The sequence below is a fragment of the Haloarcula sp. H-hyl6 genome, assembly GCF_056934455.1.
In genome coordinates this window covers 2,234,999-2,259,863 of sequence record NZ_JBRIIK010000001.1, presented here as the reverse complement: position 1 = coordinate 2,259,863, position 24,865 = coordinate 2,234,999, and the positions used below count along the sequence as shown (strand labels likewise).

22 protein-coding genes and 1 pseudogene are annotated in these 24,865 nt (G+C 66.5%); 17 read left to right on the top strand and 6 right to left on the bottom strand.

Translation table 11 applies throughout. The features are described 5' to 3' along the window. Positions 1 to 83: 83 nt before the first annotated feature. A pseudogene (locus Hhyl6_RS11705) lies at positions 84 to 1,235 on the bottom strand (sodium-dependent transporter); the annotation flags it as partial. A 61-nt stretch (positions 1,236 to 1,296) separates the two neighbouring features. Further along, positions 1,297 to 2,682, bottom strand: a complete 1,386-nt coding sequence (locus tag Hhyl6_RS11700; RefSeq protein ID WP_483739369.1) for a phenylacetate--CoA ligase family protein — start codon at positions 2,680 to 2,682, stop codon at positions 1,297 to 1,299. 182 nt (positions 2,683 to 2,864) lie between these two features. Between Hhyl6_RS11700 and Hhyl6_RS11695 the strand changes: the two genes are divergently transcribed. From Hhyl6_RS11695 to Hhyl6_RS11650, 10 genes are all read left to right on the top strand, one after another. After that, complete coding sequence (locus tag Hhyl6_RS11695; RefSeq protein WP_483739368.1) at positions 2,865 to 3,023, top strand: hypothetical protein; 159 nt, start codon at positions 2,865 to 2,867, stop codon at positions 3,021 to 3,023. Positions 3,024 to 3,103: 80 nt separating this feature from the next. Further along, entirely contained in the window at positions 3,104 to 4,780 is a 1,677-nt protein-coding gene (locus Hhyl6_RS11690; RefSeq protein ID WP_483739367.1) for a hydroxysqualene dehydroxylase, read from the top strand. Beyond that, positions 4,777 to 5,703, top strand: coding sequence for a pyridoxamine 5'-phosphate oxidase family protein (locus Hhyl6_RS11685; RefSeq protein ID WP_483739366.1), 927 nt, complete (start codon positions 4,777 to 4,779; stop codon positions 5,701 to 5,703). The genes Hhyl6_RS11690 and Hhyl6_RS11685 overlap by 4 nt, the downstream gene beginning before the upstream one ends. Positions 5,704 to 6,462: 759 nt before the next feature. Beyond that, the gene (locus tag Hhyl6_RS11680) at positions 6,463 to 7,326 is read left to right on the top strand and encodes a fumarylacetoacetate hydrolase family protein (protein WP_483739365.1); all 864 of its coding nucleotides are present in this window, start codon (positions 6,463 to 6,465) and stop codon (positions 7,324 to 7,326) included. Between the two features lie 116 nt (positions 7,327 to 7,442). Further along, positions 7,443 to 8,678, top strand: a complete 1,236-nt coding sequence (locus tag Hhyl6_RS11675; protein ID WP_483739364.1) for a mandelate racemase/muconate lactonizing enzyme family protein — start codon at positions 7,443 to 7,445, stop codon at positions 8,676 to 8,678. 165 nt (positions 8,679 to 8,843) lie between these two features. After that, positions 8,844 to 10,211 carry an ABC transporter substrate-binding protein gene (locus tag Hhyl6_RS11670; RefSeq protein WP_483739363.1) on the top strand — a complete coding sequence of 456 codons (1,368 nt, stop codon included), beginning with the start codon at positions 8,844 to 8,846 and terminating at the stop codon, positions 10,209 to 10,211. Between the two features lie 51 nt (positions 10,212 to 10,262). Continuing rightward, positions 10,263 to 11,213 carry a carbohydrate ABC transporter permease gene (locus Hhyl6_RS11665; protein ID WP_483739362.1) on the top strand — a complete coding sequence of 317 codons (951 nt, stop codon included), beginning with the start codon at positions 10,263 to 10,265 and terminating at the stop codon, positions 11,211 to 11,213. Between the two features lies 1 nt (position 11,214). Next, complete coding sequence (locus Hhyl6_RS11660) at positions 11,215 to 12,147, top strand: carbohydrate ABC transporter permease (protein ID WP_483739361.1); 933 nt, start codon at positions 11,215 to 11,217, stop codon at positions 12,145 to 12,147. Positions 12,148 to 12,149: 2 nt separating this feature from the next. Further along, positions 12,150 to 13,298: an ABC transporter ATP-binding protein gene (locus Hhyl6_RS11655; protein ID WP_483739360.1), complete on the top strand. Its 1,149-nt coding sequence runs from the start codon at positions 12,150 to 12,152 to the stop codon at positions 13,296 to 13,298. Then, the gene (locus tag Hhyl6_RS11650; protein WP_483739359.1) at positions 13,298 to 14,452 is read left to right on the top strand and encodes an ABC transporter ATP-binding protein; all 1,155 of its coding nucleotides are present in this window, start codon (positions 13,298 to 13,300) and stop codon (positions 14,450 to 14,452) included. Before Hhyl6_RS11655 ends, Hhyl6_RS11650 begins: the two co-directional genes overlap by 1 nt. A gap of 19 nt (positions 14,453 to 14,471) precedes the next feature. On the opposite strand, the gene Hhyl6_RS11645 is transcribed toward Hhyl6_RS11650, so the two are convergent. Beyond that, positions 14,472 to 15,245: an SDR family NAD(P)-dependent oxidoreductase gene (locus tag Hhyl6_RS11645; protein WP_483739358.1), complete on the bottom strand. Its 774-nt coding sequence runs from the start codon at positions 15,243 to 15,245 to the stop codon at positions 14,472 to 14,474. Between the two features lie 91 nt (positions 15,246 to 15,336). On the opposite strand from Hhyl6_RS11645, the gene Hhyl6_RS11640 reads away from it, so the two are divergent. The 4 genes from Hhyl6_RS11640 to Hhyl6_RS11625 all read left to right on the top strand — a co-directional run bounded on the left by Hhyl6_RS11640 (position 15,337) and on the right by Hhyl6_RS11625 (position 19,640). Further along, positions 15,337 to 16,380 carry a zinc-dependent alcohol dehydrogenase gene (locus Hhyl6_RS11640; RefSeq protein WP_483739357.1) on the top strand — a complete coding sequence of 348 codons (1,044 nt, stop codon included), beginning with the start codon at positions 15,337 to 15,339 and terminating at the stop codon, positions 16,378 to 16,380. A 65-nt stretch (positions 16,381 to 16,445) separates the two neighbouring features. Next, positions 16,446 to 17,516 (top strand): D-xylose 1-dehydrogenase Gfo6, encoded by a 1,071-nt coding sequence (gene gfo6 / locus Hhyl6_RS11635; RefSeq protein ID WP_483739356.1) that lies wholly within the window; start codon positions 16,446 to 16,448, stop codon positions 17,514 to 17,516. A gap of 115 nt (positions 17,517 to 17,631) precedes the next feature. Then, positions 17,632 to 18,396: an IclR family transcriptional regulator gene (locus Hhyl6_RS11630; RefSeq protein WP_483739355.1), complete on the top strand. Its 765-nt coding sequence runs from the start codon at positions 17,632 to 17,634 to the stop codon at positions 18,394 to 18,396. Positions 18,397 to 18,662: 266 nt separating this feature from the next. After that, the gene (locus tag Hhyl6_RS11625) at positions 18,663 to 19,640 is read left to right on the top strand and encodes a Gfo/Idh/MocA family protein (protein ID WP_483739354.1); all 978 of its coding nucleotides are present in this window, start codon (positions 18,663 to 18,665) and stop codon (positions 19,638 to 19,640) included. Between the two features lie 27 nt (positions 19,641 to 19,667). On the opposite strand, the gene Hhyl6_RS11620 is transcribed toward Hhyl6_RS11625, so the two are convergent. After that, entirely contained in the window at positions 19,668 to 20,408 is a 741-nt protein-coding gene (locus tag Hhyl6_RS11620; RefSeq protein WP_483739704.1) for an SDR family oxidoreductase, read from the bottom strand. 321 nt (positions 20,409 to 20,729) lie between these two features. Continuing rightward, a complete protein-coding gene (locus tag Hhyl6_RS11615; RefSeq protein WP_483739353.1) occupies positions 20,730 to 21,491 on the bottom strand; it encodes a proteasome assembly chaperone family protein in 762 nt (253 codons plus the stop codon). Between the two features lie 116 nt (positions 21,492 to 21,607). Between Hhyl6_RS11615 and Hhyl6_RS11610 the strand changes: the two genes are divergently transcribed. Together Hhyl6_RS11610 and twy1 are read left to right on the top strand one after the other, a co-directional pair. After that, positions 21,608 to 22,651, top strand: a complete 1,044-nt coding sequence (locus Hhyl6_RS11610) for a zinc-binding dehydrogenase (protein WP_483739703.1) — start codon at positions 21,608 to 21,610, stop codon at positions 22,649 to 22,651. 78 nt (positions 22,652 to 22,729) lie between these two features. Then, positions 22,730 to 23,716 carry a 4-demethylwyosine synthase TYW1 gene (twy1, locus tag Hhyl6_RS11605; RefSeq protein WP_483739352.1) on the top strand — a complete coding sequence of 329 codons (987 nt, stop codon included), beginning with the start codon at positions 22,730 to 22,732 and terminating at the stop codon, positions 23,714 to 23,716. A gap of 227 nt (positions 23,717 to 23,943) precedes the next feature. Here the strand turns inward: twy1 and Hhyl6_RS11600 are convergent, their stop codons facing one another. Further along, entirely contained in the window at positions 23,944 to 24,363 is a 420-nt protein-coding gene (locus tag Hhyl6_RS11600) for a universal stress protein (RefSeq protein WP_483739351.1), read from the bottom strand. A gap of 143 nt (positions 24,364 to 24,506) precedes the next feature. On the opposite strand from Hhyl6_RS11600, the gene rpl12p reads away from it, so the two are divergent. After that, on the top strand, positions 24,507 to 24,851 hold the full coding sequence (rpl12p, locus tag Hhyl6_RS11595) for a 50S ribosomal protein P1 (protein ID WP_483739350.1): 345 nt from the start codon (positions 24,507 to 24,509) through the stop codon (positions 24,849 to 24,851). Positions 24,852 to 24,865: the final 14 nt, after the last annotated feature.

Genomic DNA, 24,865 nt, shown 5'->3' with positions numbered 1-24,865 from the left:
ACGAGTGCGACGGGGACGACGTACCGGACGAGGGGATAGAGCGCGCCGAGTTCCGCGCGGACGGCGTCGAGGTCCGCGACGAAGACGAACACGGCCACGACGAGGACCGCCGAGAGGGGGAGCGCGAAGGTCCCCACGGTGGCGTCCACGAGGTCCAGGACGGGGACGCCGGCCAGCGAGAGATTGAGGGGGCTGTAACTCAGCGCCGACGGCGCGCCTGCCACCACCATCCCGCCGGTGAGCAGGGCGGTCGCGGGTCGCCGGTCGAGGCCGGTGGTCGTCAGGGCGGCGACGCCCACTTCCAGCATGGCCACGGCCGAACTGAGCGCCGCTAGCGCCAGCAGACCGAAGAAGGCGACGGCGACGGGGCGGCCGAACGGCATCGTCGCGAACGCCCTCGGGAGCGTCGTGAAGGCCAGTTCCGTCCCGAGGGTCGGTCCGAGGCCGAAACTGAACACGATGGGGAAGATGACCAGTCCAGCCGTGAGCGCGGCCCCCACATCGGCCACGGTAATCACAAGCGCAGACCGCGTGAGGTCGGCGTCGTCGTCGACGTAGCCCCCGTAGGTAATCATGATGCCCTGCCCGACCGACAGCGAGAAGAACACCTGTCCGACGGCCGCGCTCCAGAGGCCGGGGTCGGACAGCACCGAGAAGTCCGGCGTGAAGAGGAAGGCCACGGCCCGACCCCATCCCGGGAGCGTCGCCGCGTACGCCGCGAGGAGGGCCAACAGGACGAACACCAGCGGCAACAGCAGCGTCGCCAGTCGCTCGATACCCTCGCGGACGCCCAGCGAGACGACGCCGCCGGTCAGGAGCGCCGCGAGGCCGAAGTACGCGACCGGCCGCCACCCCGCCGTGAACGCCGTGAACGTCGTCCCGGGTCCGACGCTCCACGAGACGAGAAAGCCCAGCACCCACCCGGTGAGCACGAGGTAGTAGCTCAGGATGAGGAGGACGCCGGCGACGACGACCCACCCGACGACGGCGTAGCGGTCGTCGACCGTTCGGAACGCGGCGACCACGCCGGTCCGGAGCGTCCGCCCGACGGCCAGTTCGAGAACGAGGAGGGGGACGGCACAGACGACGACCGCGACGAGGTACGGGACGAGGTAGGCCCCGCCCCCGTTCTGACCGACGACGGCCGAGAACCGCCAGATGTTGCCCAACCCGACGGCGGCCCCGATGGCGGCGAGCAGGAATCCGACGCGCGACGACCAGCGGTCGGCGGTCATGGCCCTCTCTGTTCCCGGCGCGGTCGGGAGCGTGCGTCCGGTCGAACGTCGGACACTCGGGTCACGAGCGTTCGGACCAGACGTGTCGGTACTTCCCGCTGTCCGGGTGGCGGCGCGGCGGCGTCGAATCCCGCTCGACGGTCACGTCGGGGACGCCCTGGTCGGCGAGGAACGTCCGCAGTTCCGCCTCGACGCCGGACCACACGCGGTCCACATCGCGCTCGTCCGGCACGTCCATGCGGACCCGAAGCGTCCGCGGTGCCGTCCGAACCACTTGCGCACGCCGGACGCCGGGGACGCTCTCGACGACGCTGGATACGGCGAGGGGGAACACGGGCACCGTCTCGCCGTCGACGTCGAACCGGAGGACGGCCCCCTGTCGCCCCTCGACGTCGAGTACCGGGAACGGACTCCCACAGGGACATGGCTCCTCGTACAGCGTGACGCTGTCTCCGAGGTCGTACCGGACGAGCGGTTGGATGCGGTTCGCGAGGTTCGTCAGCAGGAGCGTCGCACCGGGGTCGCCGGGGTCGACTCGGCGATACGCCTCGTCGACGGGTTCGAGGACGACCCAGTCGGTGTTCGCGTGGAGGTTCCCGCGCCCGCACTCGACGGCGATGGGGTAACACTCGGTCGCGCCGTACACCTCCCGAACGGGACAGTCGAAGGCCCGCCGCATCTCGTCTTTCTGGGCGGTGGTGACCGGTTCCGCGGTCGGCACGACGAGCGCGGGGTTGACGGTCAACCGCCCGTCGCGCCGGGCCGCCGCCAGTTCGACCAGGACGGTCGCGTAGCCGACGAGTAGCGCCGGCCGAAACTCGTTCAGTGCCGTACAGAGGTCCGAGAGCGGCGTCGTGGGGGAGAACAGCTGAAGCCGTCGGTCAAGCCACGTCGACTCTCGGCGGAGCAAGGCGACGCCCGACGCGCCCGCGAAGTGGCCGCCGGTGACCGCTATCTCCGCGGCCCGGACGTTCTGTCCGACCAGCCGTCGGAGCGGGTCGACCCCGAGAACCGCCGGGAGCATCCACCGGTCCGGCAGGACCGAGAGGACCGTCATCGACCGCTCGTCCTGCAGGAACGTCCCCGGGTCACCGGTCGTGCCCGACGTCTGCCAGACGGGGTATCGGTCGAGGAACCGCGTGCCGATGGCGGCGTCGTCGGCGACGAACGACTCCACGCCGTCGCGGGTCACCGCGGTGTCCGTGACCACGTCCTCGAAGTTCGCCATCAGCGTCTCCTTCGTCACCGGCGGAAACGCCCGCAGGTCGGTCTCGCCCTCGGGAACCGCGGCGTAGTGACGCCTGTAAAATCGGGACTGCCGTCGGACGAACGCGAGCGTCCTCGCCAGTCGACGCCGCTGGCGCGCTTCGACCGCCGCTCGCGTGGCCCCCGTCGCCCGCCACGCGTCGGCGGTGGCGGCCACCCGGAAGAGCGTGTCCTCGAACATAGCTGGTCGGCTATCGTTCGCCCGACGTCCGCCTAAGTATCGACAGGATACTCTGTATAGGTGGCTAATAGGTGTCTGACGAACGGCTGACGGGGGGTCGAGCCACCGGCCCGCTGTCGGTCGGTTTTCACTTCCGACGCGGTTGGCTGACCTATATACTCGCGCCGCCCCTCCGCCCGTCCATGTTGGACCAGTTGAAACGGGCCGTCGCCCGGGGGCCGCCGTCGGAGACAGCGTCGTCGGCGTTCCGAGAGTGCCGGCGGTGCGGCACGACCGTCGGGGAGACGGACGAGGGCTGTCCGGCCTGCGGGTCCACGGAGATAGCGACGTACGACCTCTGAGACGACCGCGTGGGCCTGTGCGGTGTGTTGACGCCGCTCGGAGATAGAACCGTTATTACGGTCGGTCCCGTCTCGGAGGTATGCATACCGATTCGTCGTCGGTTGCCATCCTCGGGGGCGGGGTCGGCGGCCTGAGCGCGGCGCAGGAACTCGCAGAGCGCGGCTTCGCGGTCACGGTGTACGAGGCCGACGAGCGTCTGGGCGGGAAGGCGCGGAGTTTCGAGTACGAGGCGGATGCGGGCGGACCGCCGTTGCCCGGCGAACACGGCTTTCGCTTCTTCCCGGGGTTCTACACGAACCTCCGGGACACGATGGCCCGGATTCCGCTCCCGGAGGGGGGCACCGTCGCGGACAACCTCGTCCCGACGAGCGAGACGCTCGTGGCCTCCGTCGAGGGCGGCGAGTCGCTCTCCCGGTCGGCGACGCCGCGGACCGTCTCCGAGTGGCTGGATGCCCTCCAACCGACCATCGGGAACGGCGAACTCACGACCCGGGAGACGAACTACTTCATGCGGCGCCTCCTCGTCTTGCTCACGAGCGGCTCTCGTCGCCGCGAGACGGAGTTCGACGCAATCACGTGGTGGGAGTTCGTCAGCGCGGAGCGGCGTTCGCCGGCCTACCGGAAGCACCTCGCCGAGAGCACGCAGGCGCTCGTGGCGATGCGGCCGCAGGTGGCGAGCGCCCGGACCATCGGGCGCATCTACGTCCAGTTGATGCTCGACCAGATAGAGCCCCGCCGGCCCACGGAGGCGGTGTTGAACGGCCCGACGAGCGAGGTGTGGATAGCGCCGTGGGTCGAGTACCTCCGCTCGCTGGGCGTCGCGTTCCGGACGGGGACGCCCGTGACGGCCATCGAGTCCGACGGCGCGTCGGTGACCGGCGTCGTGGTCGAGGGCGAGGACGGCCCCGAGACGGTGACGGCCGACCACTACGTCGCCGCGGTGCCAGTCGAGGTGATGGCGCGGCTGCTCACGCCCGAACTGACCCGTGCGGCCCCGTCGCTCGCGGGCGTCCGCAAACTCGACACGGCGTGGATGAACGGCCTCCAGTTCTACCTCACCGACGACGCGCCGTTGGCACACGGCCATCAGGCGTACACGGACTCGCCGTGGGCGCTCACGTCCATCTCGCAGGGCCAGTTCTGGGCCGACGGCCCGTTCGACCTGCACGATTGTGCCGACGGGTCGGTGCGGGGGGTCCTCTCGGTCATCGTCTCGGACTGGGAGACGCCGGGAGTCCTGTTCGACAAGCCCGCCAGCGAGTGCACGCGCGAGGAAATCGTCGACGAGGTGTGGGCGCAGATGACCGCCCACCTGAACCGGGAAGACGAACGCCTCTCGGAGGCGGCGCTGTACGACGTGGTCGTAGACCCCGCCATCGTGGAGGTCGACGGGGGCGGTCGGATGGACAACCGGTCGCCGTTGCTCATCAACACGGTCGGGTCGCTCCGGAACCGCCCGGATGCGGTGACCGAAGCCCCGAACCTCGTGTTGGCCGCGGACTACGTGCGCACCGAGACGGACCTCGCCACGATGGAGAGCGCGAACGAGGCGGCCAGACGTGCCGTCGCAGGCATCGTCGAGCGCACCGGCGTCGGGTCGGTGCCGAGCGTGTGGGGGCTGGACGAACCAGCGGTGTTCGAACCGCTGAAGCGGCAGGACGACGTGGCCTGCGCCCTCGGTCTGCCACACCCCGGGGAGACGGAACGCGGCCTCGAACGCCTCCTGAACGGGTTCCGAACGCGGGTGGGCGCGTGACGGCCGCCGGGGACGAACTGCGCGGGGACGTGACCACCGGGCAACTGCGCGCCGCCGTCGCCGCGTCCACGACGGCCGAGTTCACGACGCTTCGGGAGGACCGTCCGGCGACGGTGCCGGTGACGCCGACGTACGACCCGGCCAGCGACCGCGTCGTAGTCAGTTGTTCGCCGGCGTTCGCGGAGAAGGCCGCTCGGGCGAAGGCGTCGCCGACGGTCGGCCTCTTGCTCCACGGTCCCGACGGCCCCCTGTACGTAACCGGGACGGCGACGGTCCGGGACGACGACCTCGAAGCCAACGCACACCACCTGCGGCGCCTGTTCGAGGCCGAACCCCCCTCGGAGAAGCGGACCGCGATGCTCGACGCCGCCTCTGTCATGGAGTCCAGACTCGGCCTCCTCTGCTTGGACTGGTACGGTCTGCGCATCCTGATAGAGATTACGCCGGACCGTCTCACCCGACTCGACGCCGCGGGTCCCGGTCGCGTCGAGGCGTGGCCGGCCGCCGACGTCGCCCCGTCGGAGGCCGCGCGGTACGACCGCCTCGTGGCGACGGTAGTGGATGCCGGCGGGCGGCCCCAGACGTGGCCCGTCGACGGCTTTTCCCTACGCGATGGCGCGCTCTCCCTCTCGCCGCCGTCGGACCTCTCGCTCACCGACGGTCAGCCAGCGTGCGTCCTCTGTCACTGGCACAGCGCGGACCTGAAAGACGTGGGACAGCGCCTCGTCCGCGGTCGGGTCCGAACGGCGGCGGACGGCGTGTGGTTCTCGCCGGCCAGTACCGCACGGTGGCGCAACGAGACGGCGCTCGACGCCCTCCGGTTCGTCGTCGACGGGAAGCGGCGGACCCGCCAGTACTTCCGCGCTCGCGGGGAGACGTACCGACTCCTCCCGCGGGCGGCGTTCCGTTCTCCGTGGGAGTGAGTGGTCCGGAGGGAACGGGACGTAACGACGACTTCGACCGATATCGGACGGATACGTCTACCGGGACGCAGATTCGAGAGATAAAACAGTCGAATTAGAATATACTTCCCCATCTCTAAATAATATATACCGAAAAACGGATTTAGAAATGAGGATGTAGTGTGAGAAACTTCGATAACGGGATAGAAACGTCTGAATATATGGGCATAGATGGGAATAATGTGTTGGGATGCGTATTTGACGCGAGCCAGTTCGGACTGTACGTCTCGAAACTATCTCGCCAAGGCTCTCCCGCGGACGACGCCGTCGTTCGAGCAATCGAGCCAGCCGCGTTGTCGAGGGAGCCCGTGGACGACACCGTCCGGAAGGAGTCACCCGACTGCGCTGCGGAGTCGGCGGCCGCGTCGGGACGCTGGTGGTCACGTGTTCGTCTCCGAAGACGGACGCTACCCGTTACCCGAAGTATCGTTCAGAATAAGTGAACGACGGGGTCGGTGAGAGTGGCGGCCTCTGTCGAGACGCTCTGTGCGGCAGAGGCCGAGATGCCCGAGAACGGGTGCGAGACGATGTCTCGTGCAATGTGAACATTAAACAATATTTGGGTAACTGGTGTACTTTTGTTATTTCTTCTGTTCAGCATTAGTGAACACCTCTCCGACTTTGGAGCGAGGTCTACGCGTTACCTGAACGACGGTTTCACGCCGTCCCGCCGACCCCCTCAGCAAAACATTTTTAAATCGTTACTGACACTCAGAGCGTATGCGGTACTACCAGTTCAGCGACGGAGACACCGGTCGGTTGGCTGTCTCGACGGATCGGGGCCTGTACGACCTCACCGCGGCCAAGCCACAGTTACAGTCGTTTCGGGACCTCCTCTCAGCGGCCAGCGTCGCCGACGTGCGACCGGACGACGTCGCCGCCCGGCACGCCGAGTCCGGTGTGGAACTCGCGCCGGAACGTCTCGAGGCCGACCGGACTGTGCCGCTCTACGCCGACGAGGTGTGGGCCGCCGGCGTCACGTACCAGATTAGCGAGGAGGCGCGCCGAGAGGAGAGCGAGACGCCGGACATGTATCTGGACGTGTACGACGCCGACCGCCCGGAGATATTCTTCAAAGCGACGCCCAGTCGGACCGTAGGTCCCGGAGAGGAGGTCGGCATCAGGGGCGACTCCGAGTGGGACGTCCCCGAACCCGAACTCGGCGTCGTCCTCTACGAGGGCGAGACGGTGGGGTACACAATCGGCAACGACGTGAGCAGTCGCTCTATCGAGGGTGTCAATCCCCTCTACCTACCGCAGGCGAAGGTCTACGACCGCTGTTGTGCCATCGGTCCGAGCGTCGTCACCGATGTCGACGACCCGCACTCGCTGGCGCTCTCGATGACGATTCACCGCGACGGCGAGAGCGTCTACAGCGGCGAGACGAACACCGGAGAGATGGTCCGCACCTGCGAGGAACTGGTCTCTTGTTACACCGCACACAACGCCGTCCCCGAACTCGCCGTGCTGCTCACCGGGACGTCGCTGGTACCGGACGAAGGGTTCACGCTCCGGGAGGGTGACCGCGTCGACATCGACGTGGACGGTATCGGGACCCTGAGCAACCCAGTGACGACTGTCTGACTCGCCTCGAAGCCGGCGAGTTGGCGCTACTGCGTCCGTCTGGCGTCGGTCGCTGGTCGGGGTCAGGGAAGGTCCCGGAAGTGTTTTTATGATGGATAGTCATCTCCCGGTGTCGCATGAACTACGCAGACTTGCGCGACCCCAACGCAGAGTACACCATGCGCGACCTCTCGTCGGAGACGATGGGACTCACCGAGTCCCGCGGCGAGCGGCGCGACGTCGAGATAACGGACGTACAGTCGGTCATCGTCGACGGGAACTACCCGTGGACGCTGGTCCGCGTCTACACCGACGCGGGCGTCGTCGGCAACGGCGAGGCCTACTGGGGGGGTGCGCTCCCCGAGATAATCGACCGCCTGAAGCCGTTCGTCGTCGGCGAGAACCCGCTGGACATCGACCGACTGTACGAGCACATGGTCCAGAAGATGTCCGGCGAGGGCTCGATAGCGGGGAAGGACATCGCCGCCATCTCCGGCATCGAACTCGCCCTCCACGACGCCGCCGGGAAGGTGCTCGACGTGCCCGCGTACCAACTGCTGGGCGGGAAGTACCGCGACGAGGTGCGCGTCTACTGTGACTGCCACACAGAGGACGAGGCCGACCCGGCGGCCTGTGCAGACGAGGCGGAGCGCGTGGTCGACGAACTCGGCTACGACGCGCTGAAGTTCGACCTCGACGTCCCCTCCGGCCACGAGAAGGACCGAGCGAACCGACACCTCAGGAAGCCAGAAATCGACCACAAGGCCGAAATCGTCGAACGGGTGACGGAGCGGGTCGGCGACCGGGCCGACGCCGCCTTCGACTGCCACTGGGCGTTCGCCAGCGGGAGCGCGAAACGACTGGCACGGGCCCTCGAACCGTACGACGTCTGGTGGCTGGAGGACCCCGTTCCCCCGGAGAACCACGACGTCCAGCGGGAGGTGACGGCGTCCACCGCCACCCCCATCGCCGCCGGCGAGAACGTCTATCGGACGCACGGCCAACGCCGTCTGATTGCCGAGGAGGGCGTCGACATCGTCGCGCCAGACGTGCCGAAGGTCGGCGGGATGCGCGAGACGGCGAAGATAGCCACCCTCGCCGACATGTTCTACCGTCCGGTGGCGATGCACAACGTCTCCTCGCCCATCGGGACGATGGCGTCGGCCCACGTCGGAGCGGCGATTCCGAACGCTCTCGCGTTGGAGTACCACTCCTACGAACTCGGCTGGTGGGAGGACCTCGTCGAGGAGGACGGCCTCATCGAGGACGGCCGTCTGGCCATCCCCGAGGGACCAGGTCTGGGTCTGACGCTCGACTTCGACGCCGTCGAGGCTCATCTCGCCGACGGACAGGAGATGTTCGACGAGTCGTGACCGCTCGCGAACCCGACACGACGGTTCGGACCGGGCGCGGTGTCGAACCCGGTTCGTCCCGGTGGGACTGAAGCGCCGATAGATGCGGGACCGGAATGCGCTGGTCGGTAACCACTTTCAAATGCCGGTAGTTTTATAACTCAGTAGGTGAACCCTCTATACCGTATGGTCGACCGTGACAAACCTGCTTCGACGATCGACAGGCGTAGATACCTCGCGGCGCTGAGCGCCGGCGCGGCACTGGGCATCGCTGGCTGTTCGGGCGACGGCGACGGCGGCGGCGGTGACGGTGGCGGCGACGGCGGCGGGACCGGGAGCGGTGACGGGAGCGACGGGTCCGGGGGTGGCGGACAGTGGAGCAACACGCTCGAAGTCCTCCACGGCTGGGCCGGTGGTGACGGGGAGGCGGCGGTGAACGCGCTCATCGACGCGTTCAAGAGCGAGTATCCGGAGATGGAGACGCAGTTCCAAGCCGTCGGGGCGAGCGCGAACGTCAACCTCAACGCGACGATTCTGCGCCGGATGGTGAACAACAACCCGATGAGTTCGTTCGCGAACTGGCCGGGGAACAACCTCGAACGCTACCGGGGTCACCTGATGGACCTCGAATCGGACGTGTGGGACGCCGAGGGGTACAAGGACGTGATGCAGGACCGCGCCGTCGAACTCTGTACGTTCAACGGCAAGATGTCCTCGGTACCGCTGGGGTCCCATCGGATGAACAACCTGTTCTACAACATCTCGGCCTTCGAGGAGGCGGGCGTGGACCCGTCGAGCCTCGACGACATCGACTCGCTGATGAGCGCGCTCGACGCCATCAAGTCCGAGACGGACATCACGCCGATGGGACAGGCGATGGTCGCCCCGTGGACCGTCCTCCAACTGTGGGCGCAGGTGTTGCAGAGTCAGGCCGGCGTCGACGCGTACATGGACTTCATCGAGGGCAACGGGAACCGGCAGGCCATCGTCGACTCGCTGAAAGTTGTCAAGGAGATTCAGCAGAACTACATCACCAGCGACGCCTCGTCGGTGAGTTTCACCGACGTCGGCGGGAAGATGATAAACGGGGAAGTCGCCTGCATGCACCAGGGGAACTGGCTCGCGGGCCAGTTCCGCGTCGACGACTCGTTCAACTACAAGGAGCACTGGGACTGGGTTCCGTTCCCGGGCACCGAGGGCGTCTACGGCTACCACATCGACGCCATCGTCGCGCCGGCGAACAACCCCAGCAAGGAGGAGACCATCGCGTGGCAGAAGTTCGTCGGCACCAAGGAGGCCCAGATTGCGTTCAACAACCTGAAAGGCTCCGTGCCGCTTCGGACGGACATCGACCCGAACGAACTGGGCGACTTCATCGGCCTGACCTACGAGGACCTCACCAACTCCGAGCGGTACCCGCCGACCATCGCCCACGGCCTCGCAGTGCCGCCGGAGCAGATGGGCGCCTGCAAGACGGCGCTGAGCGAGAACATGATGGGTCCCTACGACGTCCAAGCCGCGGCCGACGGTCTGTTAGACGCCGTCTCCCAGTGACGGGACGGACGACAGCATTATTTATAATCACAGAACGAAACCAGTTCAGTTATGGATACGCACGAAACGGCAGAGGCCACACAATCGTCGGCCGAGGAAGTCGACTGGGAGACCAAGGTACGGCACTTCCTCAACAGCGACTTCGTTCGCTCCTCGCCCTACTGGGGGATTCCGTTCCTCATCATGGGCGTGGCCGTCTACGGCGGGATGGGGTTCAACGTCGCCATCTCGCTGACCGACGCACGGGGGCTGACGCCACCGAACTACGCGAACTTGGACCTGGAGATGTACACGCAGGTACTGGGGAACGCCGCGTTCCTCCAGGCCACGCAGAACAACCTCGTCCTCCTCGTCACCTTCACGACGGTGTGTCTCCTGCTCGGCCTGTTCCTCGCGGTGCTCATCGACCAAGGGATTCGGTACGACGACAAGGTACAGACCATCTACCTCCTGCCGATGAGCCTCTCGTTCGTCGTCACGGCCCAGATGTGGCTCTGGATGTTCAACAACAACAACGGCCTGCTGAACATCATCGTGACGACGTTCGGGTTCGAACCCGTCGACTGGATTGGGAACCCCTCGATTGCGCTGGGGTCCATCATCTTCGCGCTCATCTGGCAGTTCAGCGGCTACACGATGGTCGTCTACCTCGCCGGCCTGCGGTCGCTACCCGACGACCAGTTCGAGGCCGCCCGCGTCGACGGCGCGAGCACCGTCAAGACGTACCTGCGAATCATCATCCCGCAACTGAAGGAGTCGTCGGTCAGCGCGGCCGTCGTCCTCATGGTGTTCGCGCTGAAGGCGTTCACCTTCCTGTACGCGCTCACCGGGCGCTACCGGCCGCCGAACGGCACCGACATTCTGGCGACCCTGATGGTTCGGCAGGCGTTCAAGTTCGGCAAGTGGGCCTACGCGGCGACCATCGCGACGTACCTGATGGTCCTCGCGTTGGGCGTCATCGCGCCGTACCTCTACTACCAGTACAGACAGGGGAGCCTCTAACATGTCACAGTCAAGACCCGACTCGAACGTCGACGTCGCATCGCTCGTCGAGGAGTTCAACCTCGCTCGCACCGGCCAGTACGTGCTGATAATCCTCTTCATCGCCTTCTTCCTCGCTCCGCTGGAGACCGGCATCATGACGGCGCTGAAGACCAACGAGGCCGTCGCCCGCACGATTCCGCTGGCGCCGCCGACCGGTGACGGGTTCACCCTCGGGAACCTGCAGTTCGCGTTCGAACGCCTCTCCGGGGCGTTCTTCAACTCGCTGTTCATGGCGATTCCCGCGACCATCGGGAGCGTGCTGTTCGGCAGCATGGCCGCCTACGGCCTCACGATGGTCCGCTGGCGCGGCCAGATGGCGTTCCTGATACTGTTCCTCATCGGCATCTTCCTGCCGTATCAGGCGGTACTGGTGCCGCTAGCGCGCTTCTGGAACAATATCTTCCCGCTCGCGTCGATGCTCGCGCCGACGTTCGAGGCGCTGCCCGTCGTACAGGACTTCCACTCGAACCTCGTGCCGCTCATCATCACCCACATCGCCTACGGGATACCCATCTGCACGATTCTGTTCCGCTCGTACTACCAGAGCCTCCCGAGTTCGCTCGTCGAGGCCGCAAAGATAGACGGGGCGTCCATCTCGAAGATTTACCGACGCGTCGTCCTCCCCATCTCGAAGCCGATGTTCGGCGTCGTGTTCATCTACCAGTTCACCCAGATTTACAACGAGTTCCTCTTCGCGTTCACGCTGATAACTGGCTCAGACACGCCCGAGGCCGTGGTGACGCTCATCCTGCCGGCCGTCGGCGCGTCGACGTCCGGCATCGACTTCGGCATCCGGATGTCCGCCGCGTTCCTCGCGGCGATTCCGACGCTCATCATCTACGTCGCCTTCGCGGAACAGTTTGCCAAGGGCCTGCGGACGGGAGGTGGATGACGATGGGCGAAATCGTCATCGAGAACCTGACGAAGCGGTTCGGGGACACGACGGCAGTAGACAGTCTCTCGCTGGACATCGCCGACAGCGAGTTCCTCGTGTTGGTCGGTCCCTCGGGGTGCGGGAAGTCCACGACGCTGCGCTGTCTCGCGGGGTTGGAGACGCCCACCTCGGGGGACATCTACATCGCCGGCGACCACATGAACTACCGCGTGCCCCAGAACCGCGACATCGCGATGGTGTTCCAGGACTACGCGCTGTACCCGCACATGACCGTCCGCGAGAACATCCGGTTCGGACTGGAAGAAGAGGAGGGGTACACGAAAGAGGGCCGCGAGGAACGCGTCGAGGAGATAGCCGAGACGCTCGGCATCACCGAACTGCTCGGGCGCAAGCCCGACGAACTGTCGGGCGGCCAGCAACAGCGTGTCGCGCTGGGTCGGGCCATCGTCCGTGACCCCGAGGTGTTCCTGATGGACGAACCGCTCTCGAATCTGGACGCGAAACTGCGGGCGGAGATGCGGACCGAACTCCAGCAACTCCAGCACCGCTTCGACGTGACGACGGTGTACGTCACGCACAACCAGACGGAGGCGATGACGATGTCCGACCGCATCGCCGTGATGAACGACGGCCGCCTCCAGCAGGTCGGCCGACCGCTGGACCTGTACCACGCCCCCGAGAACCGCTTCGTCGCGGGGTTCATCGGCGAACCCATGATGAACTTCGTGGAGGGGCGAAACGAGGGCGGCACGTTCGTCGGGACGTACGTCGAGTACCCCTTCGACGGTGCCATCAGAGAGGCCATCGGCGACGCGGACGAGGTGGTCATCGGTGTCCGACCGGAGGACATCGACGTCGAGAAGGTACCTGCCTCCGAACAGGCGTCGCTGGGCGACCACGAGTTCCTGATGCACGTCTCCGTCGTCGAACCGCACGGGGACGAGAACGTCGTCCACCTGAACCACCCCGGCGACACGACCGAAGACGACCTCCTGCACGCGCTCACCGGCGGCACGGACATCTTCGAACAGGGGTCGGAAGTCGTCGCCAGCATCGACCCCAGCGACGTCCACGTCTTCGACGCGGAGAGCGGCGAGGCACTGCACAACAGACGCGTCGGGCCGGACGCGGAGGTGACGAACGTCTAATGGCCCGCTTGACACTCGACGGCGTCACGAAGGTGTTCGAGGACGGCGAGGACGAAATCGTCGCCGTCGACGACGTCTCGATAGACATCCGCGACGGCGAGTTCCTCGTGCTGGTCGGTCCCTCGGGGTGCGGGAAGTCCACGACGCTCCGGATGATTGCGGGACTGGAGACCATCACCGACGGCGAAATCAAACTCGGCGAGACGGTGTTGAACGACGTGCGCACGCAGGACCGGGACATCGCGATGGTGTTCCAGTCCTACGCGCTGTACCCGCACCTGACCGCCCGCGGCAACATGTCGTTCGGGCTGGAGGAGTCCACCGACCTCTCGGAGAGCGCCATCGACGAGCGCATCACCGAGGCGGCGACGATGATGGGCATCGAGGACCTGTTGGACCGCAAGCCCGGGGAACTCTCGGGCGGCCAACAGCAACGGGTCGCGCTGGGTCGGGCCATCGTCCGTGACCCCGAGGTGTTCCTGATGGACGAACCGCTCTCGAATCTGGACGCGAAACTGCGGGCGGAGATGCGGACCGAACTCCAGCAACTGCAGTCTCAACTCGACGTGACGACGGTGTACGTCACCCACGACCAGACGGAAGCGATGACGATGTCCGACCGCATCGCCGTGATGAACGACGGCCGCCTCCAGCAGGTCGGCCGACCGCTGGAACTGTACCACGAACCGACCAACCTGTTCGTGGCCGAGTTCATCGGCGAACCGTCGATGAACTTCCTCTCCGGCCGACGCGAGGGGGCGTCGTTCGTCACCGACCGCATCGAGTACCCGTTCTCCGAGGCGGTCCGGGACGACCTCGGGGACGCCGACGACCTCATCCTCGGCGTCCGGCCAGAGGACGTGGTGATTCTCGACGGCGAGGGCGGCACCGGTGACCCGGCACACGAGTTCGAGATGACCGCCACCGTCGTCGAACCGATGGGCAACGAGAACGTCGTCCACTTGGAGTTCCCCGGCGAGACGACGGGGACGGAGGATCTCGTCGCCATCACCGAGGGGATGCGGGAGGTGGCCGAGAACGAGTCCGTCACCGTCCACGTCCCGGAGGAGACCGTCCACGTCTTCGATACGGCCAGCGGAGAGACGCTCCACACCCGGCAACTGGACATCGACGCGCAGGCGCTTCGCCTCTAACGAGGCCCCGTTCTCGCTCTCAGAGCGCGCTGTCGGCGAACCCGCCGTCGACGGTCAGCACCTCGCCCGTGACGTAGGACGCGGCGTCGCTCGCCAGATAGACGGCGGCGCCGACCATCTCCTCGCGGTCGGCGACCCGACCCAGCGACGCTCGCTCGTCTATCTTCGCCCGCTTCTCGGTCCCTTCCGCGTACGTCTCGGCGTTCTGCGGCGTGATGACGAACCCGGGGGCGATGGCGTTGACGCGAATCTCGGGCGCGAGTTCTTTCGCCGAAGCGCGAGTGAACGCCTCCACGCCGCCCTTCGCGGCCGCGTAGGCGGGCAGGTCCGCCATGGCGAGTCGGGCGGCAAGCGAGGAGATGTTGACGACGGCACCGCCGTCGTCCATCGCCGGGACCATCGCCTGTGTGACCCGGCGCACGCCGTCTAGGGCCACGTCGGTGACGAAGTCCCAGTCCTCGTCGCTGATGTCGCGGACCGTCTCCCGCGAGATGGCGCCCTGCGAGGCGACCACCACGTCGACGCCGCCCAACTCCTCGACGGCCGTCTCGCGGACGCGTTCGAGCGTGTCCATCTCCGTCACGTCGCAGGTGACGCGGGCGGTGTCCACGCCGTACTCCTCGATGGCCGCCGCCGTCTCCTCGACGGCGCTCTCGCGACGACTGGTCGCGACGACGTCCGCTCCCTCCGCGGCGAACCCGAGGGCGATTGCCTGTCCGATGCCACTCGTGCCGCCGACGACCACTGCTCGCTTGTCGGCGACCGATACCGGCGTGTGCTCGTACGAAACCATAGTGAGCGTGTCTCGGCGTGCCTATTTGACGCTTGTGGACGTCGGGGGCGACAACCATAGAATTATTGTCCTCGACCGATAGCTGAGACGTATGCGAGGACTAGCTAAGGTTAGCCGCAGTCACGGCGCCATGGAGTTCGTCGACCGACCCAGACCGGACCCCGCCCCCGACGAGGCGCTCGTCGAGGTGGACTACGCCGGTCTCTGCGGGAGCGACGCCGGCATCTACGAGTTCGAGTCGGCGTTCGAGCGGATGGACCTTCCGACGGTCATCGGCCACGAGTACTCGGGACGCGTGGTCGAAGTGGGCGAGGGCGTCACGAAGTTCGACGTGGGTGACCGGGTCGTCGAGCGCCCGATTCGGGGCTGTGGCGACTGCTACCAGTGCGAAATCGGGGAGTCGAACGTCTGTCAGAACGCGGTCATCACGGGCGTCGACCACGACGGGGCCTACGAGCAGTTCGTCGCCGTCCCCGAGGACGCCCTCCACCCGGTGCCCGACTCCGTCGAACAGCGACACGCCGCGATGGTCGAACCGACGAGCATCGCCGCCCGCGCGGTCATCGAGAACTCGCGCGTCACGGCCGGTGACCGCGTACTGGTAGAAGGCCCCGGCCCAATCGGACTCCTGACGGCCCAGATTGCCGACGCACAGGGCGGGACCGTCGTGGTCTCCGGGGTCGGACGAGACGCCGAGTACCGCCTCCCGTTGGCCGAGGAACTCGGCTTCGAGACGCTCAACGTCGCCGAGGACGACGCCGAGGCGCGCCGCGAGGCGGTCACCGACGGCGTGGGCTACGACGTGGTGTTCGACACGACCGGACACCCCTCCGGACTCCCGTCGGCCGTCGAGGAGGTTCGTAAGGGCGGACAGATTGTCCTCGTCGGCCAGACGGGCGAGACGACGATGCCCTACTCCCCGCTGGTCCGCTCGGAGATAGACCTCCAGTGTTCGTACGCGTCGATGTACGACGACTTCGACCGCTCGCTCCGTCTCATCGACAGCGGCGACGTGGACGCCGAGACGTTCGTCGACGAGCGGTTCTCCCTACTGGACGCCGACGAGGCGTTCGAGGCGTTCGTCGCCGGCGAGACCTGCAAGCCGGTGTTCGACGTCTCGGAACTGCACGAGTGACGGAACGGTCTCGGTGCTGACAGCTTGCCGAAGGTTTTACTCCCCGTCGCCGGTAGCAAAGGGCGATGAAAGACTGGCTCGACGGCTACGACGACCGCGACTGGCAGACGACCACGGACGGGACTGTCCGATACGCCTTGCTGGGTCTCGGGTGGTGGACGGTGGACGTCGCTCTGCCCGCCATCCAGAACTCCGACCTCGGAGAGGTGACGACGTTCGTGAGCAGTTCGACCGAGAAGGCGGAACGGTTGGCGGCGGAGAACGACGTCGCACACGGCATCAGCTACGACGAGTTCCACGACGGCGCCGCTACTGACGCCTACGACGCCGTCTACGTCGGCACGCCGAACGCGTACCACCTCGAATACGTCGAGAGCGCGGCCGAGCACGGTAAGGCGGTCCTCTGTGAGAAGCCCATGGAGTCGACCGTCGAACGGGCCGAACGGATGGTCGAGGCCGCCGAGAGCGCCGACGTGCCGCTGATGATAGCCTACCGGATGCAGACGGACCCCGCGGTTCGACGGGCGAGGGAACTCGTGGCGGACGGGTTCATCGGCGACCCCGTCTCGGTCTACGGCAACAACAGTCAGCCCTTGCTGGAGATGATTCCGGACCACGACCAGTGGCGACTCGACCCGGACCTGACGGGCTACGGCACCTCCGTCATGGACCTCGGCATCTACTCGCTCAACACGACGCGGTTCGTCCTCGACCGGGACCCGGTCGCCGTCCAGTCACAGATGAGTTCCCACCACGAGGCGTTCGACGACGTGCCGGACGAGCGGTCGGGAGCACTGCTCACGCTCGAAGACGGCGTGAAGATGGTCACGACCGACAGCCAGCGCGCCCACGAGGACACGCAACTCAAGATTACCGGCACCGAGGGACAAATCGACATGCGACCGGCCTTCCACGGGCAGTGTACGCTCCACCTCGCACGCGGCGACACGACGGCCACCGTCTCACAGACGGCGTTCGACTCACAGCGCGAGATGCGCGAGGAGTTCGACTTCTTCGCGGACCGCCTCCTCACGGACGGCGAGATAGTCGCCGACGGCCGCCACGGACTGCAGGACCTGCGCATCGTCCGGGCCATCCATCAGGCCGCCGAGAGCGGCGACGTGGTGGAACTCTGAGGCCGTACGCGGGCGTTCACGGGGATTCGATGTGACGGTGTGAGTGTATTTTCCGTGACGGCTCCCGCTCGGTAAAACGACCAACTGTTTTGTGCGTCTGCGCCGAGATAGGACCATGGCTAGCACGGCGCAAAACCCAGTGAAATCTGTCGGAACGACGTTCGACATCCTCAACGGGTTGAAAGAGCTAGGCGGCGCGCGGGTGACGGAGCTGGCACGACACCTCGACCTGCCCAAGAGCACGGTCCACAACTACCTCAGCACGCTCGAACAGGAGGAGTACATCGTCAAGGACGGAACCGAGTACCGCGTCGGCCTCCGGTTTCTGGAACTGGGGGCGTACTCGCGTCACGAGCGGAAACTGTTCCAGATAGCGAAACCGGAGGTCGACCGACTGGCCGACGAGACGGGCGAACTCGCCAACGTGCTGGTCGAAGAGCACGGGCGCGGGTCCTACCTCTACCGCTCCTACGGCGAGCAAGCGGTCCGGGTGAAGGCCCACGTCGGAACCCGGGTCCCGCTCCACACGACGGCGCTGGGAAAGGCGGTGCTGGCGTACCTCCCGGCCGAGCGCGTGGACGAAATCGTCGACCGACACGGGTTGACCGAGAACACCGAACAGTCCATCAACACCCGCGAGGAACTCGACGAGACGCTCGACGCCGTCCGGGAGCGAGGCGTCGCGTTCGACGACGAGGAGCGCCTCAACGGCCTGCGCTGCGTCGCCGCGCCGGTACTCGACAACAGCGACGACATCATCGGTGCCATCAGCGTCGCCGGGCCGACGAACCGGTTCCGCGGCGAACGGTTCCGGGAGGAACTCCCGCAGAAGGTGCTGGAAGTCGCGAACGTCATCGAACTCAACTTCACGTACTCGTGACTGGACGGACCGCTCGATGGACGACGGTGGTGGCCGGCGTCGCCCGCGTTCGCGTTCACTATCGCCGAACGCACGCGGGCCGCCGTAGCGGGGTGCCACTCGGCCGGTGGGTCCGAATCTCGCTCTCGCCCGTCGGATGGTCGGTCGGGTGGCATAACAGACGTACGGGGATTAGCGCCCCGTTCCGCAGAGCTGAATGTCCGTTCGACCCGCCGGACGAGTGAACCGACCGCTATATTTATCCGGCCGTCGCTCGCGTACCGAATATGCGCTTCGGCGTCATCAGCACTGCGGACATCGGTATCGACTCCACCATCCCGGGCATCGTCGCGAGCGACCACGAGTTCGCGGCCATCGCCTCGCGGGACGCGTCTCGGGCGCGAGCGGTCGCTGACCGGTTCGACGCACCGACGGCCTACGGTAGTTACGAGGCGTTGCTCGCGGACGAGAGCCTCGACGCGGTGTACGTCCCGCTCCCGAACGGCCTCCACGCCGAGTGGATTCGGCGGGCCGCAGACGCGGGCCTGCACGTCCTCTGTGAGAAACCGCTCACGGCCAGCGCCGAGGAGACGGCCGCGGTGTTCGACTACTGCGAGGACCGCGGTGTGACCCTGATGGAGGGGTTCATGTACCGCTTCCACCCGCTGACGGAGCGAGCGGCCGAGATAGTCGACACGGAACTCGGTGAGGTGCGCAACGTCACGTCGACGTTCACCTTCCGGATGCCCGACGGCGCCGAGGACATCCGACTGGACCCGGCCCTAGACGGCGGGAGCGTCATGGACGTCGGCTGTTACCCAATCAACGCCGCGCGACTGTTCCTCGGGGACCCGGAGCGGGTGTACGGGGTGACGAACGACGAGCGAGACTGTGGCGTCGACACAGAGATGGCCGGGATTCTGGCGTACGAGAACGGAGCCACGGCTCGCGTCCAATCGGGCTTCGAGACGCCGCTCACGCAGTACTACCGCGTCGAGACGACGGACGGGTGGCTCCGTGCCGAACCGACCTTCGACATCGGCGTCGACAACGGGACCCAACTGACCTACAGCGCCGGCGACGAACCGGTGACCGAACGGTTCGACCCGACCGACCACTACCGCCTGGAGGTCGAACACTTCGCGGACTGCGTCGAACGCGGCGACACGCCGCGCGTCGACCGCACCGAGAGCGTCGCCGTCATGACGGTCATCGACGCCCTCTACGAGAGCGCGAGCGAGGACGAACCGGTGGCGCTGGACTGAAGCGCCCGACCCTCGAACTCGCTGGTCTCAGAAGTGCGAGAGCTTGTCTCGTCGGTAGAGGTCCAGCGACGTTATCGAGTTGGGCGACTGCTGCCGGACGGCGTAGGCGATGGCGTCGGCCACCTCGACGGGTTCGGTCACCTCGCCGGGGTCGAACGCCTCTTTCGAGGGCGACCCGCTCTCGGACCCGAACTCGGTGCGCACCTCCGTCGGGTTGATACACGAGACGGCGACCCCCTCCTCGCCGACGCTGGCCTGCAGGCTGATGGCGAACCCGCGCGTCCACCACTTCGTCGCGGCGTAGACTGGGTTGGCCGGTCGCGGGTGGTTCCCGGACATGCTCCCGAGGAAGACGAGGTGCCCCTCCGAGTCGACGAGGTGCGGGATGGACTCGCGGGCCGTGTAGAACATCCCGTCGACGTTGACGCCGGTCATCAGTCGGTACTCCTCGTCGGTGAGTTCGCTGACGGGTTCGTCGACGGCGAGGCCCGCGTTACAGACGGCTATGTCCACCCCGCCAAAGCGGTCGACGGTGGCCTCGACGAGCGCCGCGACGGCCGCCGAATCGGTGACGTCCGTCGGGACGACGGCGACGTCAGAGTCGGTCGTCTCGCGAATCTCCTCGGCCAGTTCCTCCAGTCTCTCCTCGCGCCGGGCGGCGATAGCGAGGTCCGCGCCGTCCTCGGCGAGGGCGCGCGCCGTCGCAGCGCCGATACCGGAACTCGCACCGGTGAGTACGGCTGTCTGACCGTCCAGTGGCTCCTCCATACGGGTGGCTCGTTCCGCCATGCTCCCGACGAAGGTGGGGTCCGGCAAATGTGTTTCGCCGCCGACCGGTCGACGGGCGGGTCGTCGGGTGCCGGACCGCCTCCCGGAGTCGTCGCGGCTATCGTGGCTGGGCGAGACGACTGTGGGGAGCGCTCGCCAGCTCTGTCTCCGAACATCGCATCTGTGGTTGCTTATTGGGGCAACTGTGGGTAAAAACTTAGTCAGTGAGTACAGATGTAGCTATTCATGGTCGGATATACAAAATACTGGGAGAAATATCCAATCTGTTCCTCTCTAAACGGCCCATCGACAGGTAAACGGTCACATGTACATCCGGTCTTCGGGATAGTCGTGACTCCCGAGGCCGTCGGCACCCTCCGACATCGTCGCCATCCGCTCGGCCAACTGCTCGTAGTACTGCTTGAACTGCTCGCCCAGTTCCCGAAGTTCCGTCTCGTCGACGTCGAACCCGTACACCGTGGTCAGCGTGTCGAGCAGACCCAACGCGGCGTCGATGTCCGGGCCCGGGGGATGCGTCGGCGTGACGAACACGCCGACTTCCGGGGCCTCGTCGTCGAGGCTCCGGGTCACCAGTTCGCCGACGACGCCGTCGAGAAAGCCGCCTTTCAGTGGCTGTATCGACGTTGCGTCGAGTCGGGCCTCGCGGTAGGCCGGCGTGGAGACGTGGAACACCGCGTGTTCGTCCGGTCCGTGGGGGAACGGGACGCCGTGGAGGACGGCGATTTCGCTGATGTCCTGTTCTTCGACCCACTCGACGAGGGCCTCGGTGTACGTCCGGGCGCTCGTCACCGGGATGAACAGTTCCTCGATGAGGACGGTCAACCCGGTGCCGTCGAGCGAGTAGAACCGGCTGTGGTGGCGCGGCACACCCTCCTCGAAGGGGGTGATGCCCGGGAGGTCACCGGACGAGAGGTGGCCGAGTTCCGTCGAGTCGAGGTGGCGGACGAGGTAGTCGACGGCAGTCACGCCCGCCATCCCGAGGTGGGCCTGCCCGACGACGAGCGTCTCGTCCGTGCCGGTTCCCGTCGGGGTGTCGATTTCGAACGCGTCGGTAGGTGGCATACCTCGCGTCTGCCACCGACGGACCGTAGTTATGCCCCTCGTTCGCTCGTAACCGAACGATACCGGCGAGCCGTACAGCGGATGAACTAAGGGCCTCGGTAGTGATTGACAGACGCATGAAGGCCATCTACTACGAGGAGACGGGCGGTACCGACGTCCTGCAGTACGGCGAGCAACCGGACCCCGGAATCGAGGGGGACGAGGTGCTCGTCGAGGTGAAGGCCGCCGGCCTGAACCACCTCGACGTCTGGACGCGTCGGGGTCTCCCGACGCCGCCGTCGTTCCCGCACATCCCCGGGAGCGACGCCGCGGGCGTCGTGCGCGACGTCGGAGACGGGGTCACGCGCTTCGAGGCGGGCGACCGCGTCGCGGTGTACCCCTCGGTGTTCTGCGGCGAGTGTGAGTTCTGCCGCCGGGGCGACGAGACACGCTGTGACGAGTTCAAGATAATCGGCGAACACACGCGCGGGGTCCAGTCCGAATTGACGGCCGTCGCCGAGGACAATCTCGTCGCCCTCCCGGAGGGCGTCGACTGGGAGACGGCGGCCGCGACGCCCCTCGTCTTCCAGACGGCGTGGCGGATGCTCGAGACCCGCGCGGAGGTGTCCCAGAGCGACCACGTCCTCGTGCAGGGGGCCTCCGGGGGCGTCGGCCACGCCGCGGTCCAGATAGCCGCTCACGCCGGCGCGACGGTGTACGCGACGGCCTCCAGCGAGGAGAAGTTGGACTACGCCCGCGACATCGGCGCCGACCACGCCATCAACTACGAGGAGGAGGACCTCGTCGACGCCGTCCTCGACCGGACCGACGGGCGGGGCGTCGACGTCATCATCGACCACGTCGGCGGCGAGAACTGGACGGCCAACATGGACGCGGCAGTCAAGGGCGGGCGCATCGTCACCTGCGGGGCGACGGCGGGCCCGACGCCGGAGACGAACATCTCCCGCATCTTCTGGAAGCAACTGGACATCATGGGGTCCACGATGGGCAATCCCGGCGAGATAGACCAGGTCCTGCCGCTGGTGTGGGACGGCACCTTCGAACCCCGAATCCGCGAGGTGCTCCCGATGAGCGAGATAGCCCGCGGCCACGAACTGCTGGAGGAGCGCGAGGGGTTCGGGAAAGTCGTCGTCGTCCCGGACGCCGAGTACGACGGGTGAACGAGCGCCCGGGGTGAGTACCGGGTCGGCCGGTGTGACCACACGCCTTTTGCCTGTCCGTGGGAACTATTGCTACCAATGAGCGACAGCGAGTCAGGCGACGGGCCCAAGCAGGTTTCGGACCCGGCCTACCACAGCGAGAACCACACGGCCGCCCAGACCTGCGGGTGGACGAAGAACGCCATTCAGGGCGAGGGAAAATGTTATAAATATATATTTTATGGAATAGAATCTCACAGATGTATACAAATGACGCCCGTCGTGAAGTGTAACGAGCGGTGCGTCTTCTGCTGGCGCGACCACGCCGGTCACGCCTACGAACTGGGCGACGTCGAGTGGGACGACCCGGCGGCCGTCGCCGACGCCTCGGTCGAACTCCAGAAGCGCCTCCTCTCGGGGTTCGGCGGCAACGAGAACGTCCCGCGGGACGTCTTCGAACAGGCGATGGAACCGCGCCACGTCGCCATCTCGCTCGACGGCGAACCGACGCTGTACCCGTACCTCCCGGAACTCATCGAGGAGTTCCACGACCGCGACATCACGACGTTCCTCGTCTCGAACGGCACCAACCCCGAGATGCTCGCCGAGTGCGACCCGACGCAACTGTACGTCTCCGTCGACGCCGCCGACCGCAAGACGTTCGACTCGACGGTGAAGGCCGTCGAAGACGACGCGTGGGACTCGCTGATAGAGACGCTGGACGTCCTCGCCGGGAAGGACGACACGCGCACCGTCATCAGGACGACGCTCGTGAACGGCCACAACATGCACCACCCCGAGTGGTACGCGGCGATGTGCGACCGCGCGGACGCCGACTTCGTGGAGATGAAGGCGTACATGCACGTCGGCCACTCCCGAGGGCGACTCGACCGCGAGTCGATGCCCTGCCACGAGGCCGTCCGCGAGTTCACCGAAGCGATGCAGGCGTACCTACCCGACCACGACGTCCTCAAGGAGGTCGAGGAGTCCCGGGTGGCGATGCTCGCCGAGGACGAACAGACGTGGGTGCCGAAACTGGAGAAGTCGAGCGACTTCTGGGAGCGGGACGCGCTAGTCGAGTATTGAATACAGGAGTGCAAACACAGAACATCCGCAATCCGACGCCGAATTTTGCGAACCATCGACACCGAGGCTTCACACTCGCTGGTTGGGCAGGGCTCTGTGCCTACTTGCTCCCATCGTGTACCGACTAGCGCTCACTCTCTCGATAGCTGTCCGTCGCCGGCATCCGGTGGCGTGCGTCGGCATCCCTGCGGTCGGTCACCCGATAGCGCGTCGGGTCGGAGACCCCCTCAAATCACGAGGACGTGGCGGTCGGTCTCGTCTAGGACCCGTTCGACGACGCTCCCCCGACGCTTCCGGTGTGACTGGCCCTGATACCCCATGACGACGAGGTCGGCGTCCACGTCGTCCGCGTACGCGAGGATGGTCTCGGCGGGGTCGCCGTGTCTGACCGCGCGTTCGACCTCGATACCGCGTTCGGCCCCCCGGGCGACCAACTCCGAGAGGAGTTCAGACCCCGCCGCGTCGAGTTCCTCGACGAACATCGCGACGCTCCCCAGCGCGGGTTCGCCGTAGAGGTGCGTGTCGACGACGAACAGGGCGTGGACGTCGGCGTCGTGTTCGCCCGCCAGTCGGAAGGCGACTTCCGTGGCCTCTTCCGCGTGGTCACTGCCGTCGGTGGGGACGAGAATCGTGTCGTACTGGGACATCGCCTCACTGTTCGCGGGGCGGACGCAAATACGCTTCTCCGCCGACCCCGTGGTACTATCTCACTCGGGCATCAACTGTCGGACGTACCGGGAGCGCAGTCGCGCCCGCACCGCCGACTTCGCTCGCGGTCAGGTGACCCACGATGGAGTACGTCTACGCGGCACTCATCCTGCACCAGGCGGACCGAGAGATAACCGAAGAGCGGGTCACGTCTGTCCTCGAAGCGGCGGGCGTCGACGTCGAGGCGAGTCGCGTGAAGGCACTCGTCGCGGCGCTCGAAGACGTCGACATCGAGGCGGCTATCGCCGAGGCGGGCGTGGCCGGGGTGGCCCCGACGCCCGCCCGACCCGCCGACACCGATGCCGAAGGCGAGGCGGAAGCGGACGAAGCGGCGGAAGCCGAGAGGGCGGACGAGGAAGCGGACGAAGAAGACGAGGACGAGGACGAAGGCCCGTCCGGCGAGGGACTGGGCGAACTGTTCGGCTGACGCGGCAGGGCCGA

Bases quoted from the DNA above. Each gene is read 5' to 3' on its own strand.
- Hhyl6_RS11665 (WP_483739362.1), top strand. From the start codon at position 10,263: ATGGATACGCACGAAACGGCAGAGGCCACACAATCGTCGGCCGAGGAA.
- Hhyl6_RS11645 (WP_483739358.1), bottom strand. From the start codon at position 15,245: ATGGTTTCGTACGAGCACACGCCGGTATCGGTCGCCGACAAGCGAGCA.
- Hhyl6_RS11625 (WP_483739354.1), top strand. From the start codon at position 18,663: ATGCGCTTCGGCGTCATCAGCACTGCGGACATCGGTATCGACTCCACC.
- Hhyl6_RS11650 (WP_483739359.1), top strand. From the start codon at position 13,298: ATGGCCCGCTTGACACTCGACGGCGTCACGAAGGTGTTCGAGGACGGC.
- Hhyl6_RS11700 (WP_483739369.1), bottom strand. From the start codon at position 2,682: ATGTTCGAGGACACGCTCTTCCGGGTGGCCGCCACCGCCGACGCGTGG.
- Hhyl6_RS11690 (WP_483739367.1), top strand. From the start codon at position 3,104: ATGCATACCGATTCGTCGTCGGTTGCCATCCTCGGGGGCGGGGTCGGC.
- Hhyl6_RS11600 (WP_483739351.1), bottom strand. From the start codon at position 24,363: ATGTCCCAGTACGACACGATTCTCGTCCCCACCGACGGCAGTGACCAC.
- twy1 (WP_483739352.1), top strand. From the start codon at position 22,730: ATGAGCGACAGCGAGTCAGGCGACGGGCCCAAGCAGGTTTCGGACCCG.
- Hhyl6_RS11655 (WP_483739360.1), top strand. From the start codon at position 12,150: ATGGGCGAAATCGTCATCGAGAACCTGACGAAGCGGTTCGGGGACACG.
- Hhyl6_RS11640 (WP_483739357.1), top strand. From the start codon at position 15,337: ATGCGAGGACTAGCTAAGGTTAGCCGCAGTCACGGCGCCATGGAGTTC.
- Hhyl6_RS11620 (WP_483739704.1), bottom strand. From the start codon at position 20,408: ATGGAGGAGCCACTGGACGGTCAGACAGCCGTACTCACCGGTGCGAGT.
- Hhyl6_RS11680 (WP_483739365.1), top strand. From the start codon at position 6,463: ATGCGGTACTACCAGTTCAGCGACGGAGACACCGGTCGGTTGGCTGTC.
- rpl12p (WP_483739350.1), top strand. From the start codon at position 24,507: ATGGAGTACGTCTACGCGGCACTCATCCTGCACCAGGCGGACCGAGAG.
- gfo6 (WP_483739356.1), top strand. From the start codon at position 16,446: ATGAAAGACTGGCTCGACGGCTACGACGACCGCGACTGGCAGACGACC.
- Hhyl6_RS11630 (WP_483739355.1), top strand. From the start codon at position 17,632: ATGGCTAGCACGGCGCAAAACCCAGTGAAATCTGTCGGAACGACGTTC.
- Hhyl6_RS11670 (WP_483739363.1), top strand. From the start codon at position 8,844: ATGGTCGACCGTGACAAACCTGCTTCGACGATCGACAGGCGTAGATAC.
- Hhyl6_RS11660 (WP_483739361.1), top strand. From the start codon at position 11,215: ATGTCACAGTCAAGACCCGACTCGAACGTCGACGTCGCATCGCTCGTC.
- Hhyl6_RS11610 (WP_483739703.1), top strand. From the start codon at position 21,608: ATGAAGGCCATCTACTACGAGGAGACGGGCGGTACCGACGTCCTGCAG.
- Hhyl6_RS11695 (WP_483739368.1), top strand. From the start codon at position 2,865: ATGTTGGACCAGTTGAAACGGGCCGTCGCCCGGGGGCCGCCGTCGGAG.
- Hhyl6_RS11675 (WP_483739364.1), top strand. From the start codon at position 7,443: ATGAACTACGCAGACTTGCGCGACCCCAACGCAGAGTACACCATGCGC.
- Hhyl6_RS11615 (WP_483739353.1), bottom strand. From the start codon at position 21,491: ATGCCACCTACCGACGCGTTCGAAATCGACACCCCGACGGGAACCGGC.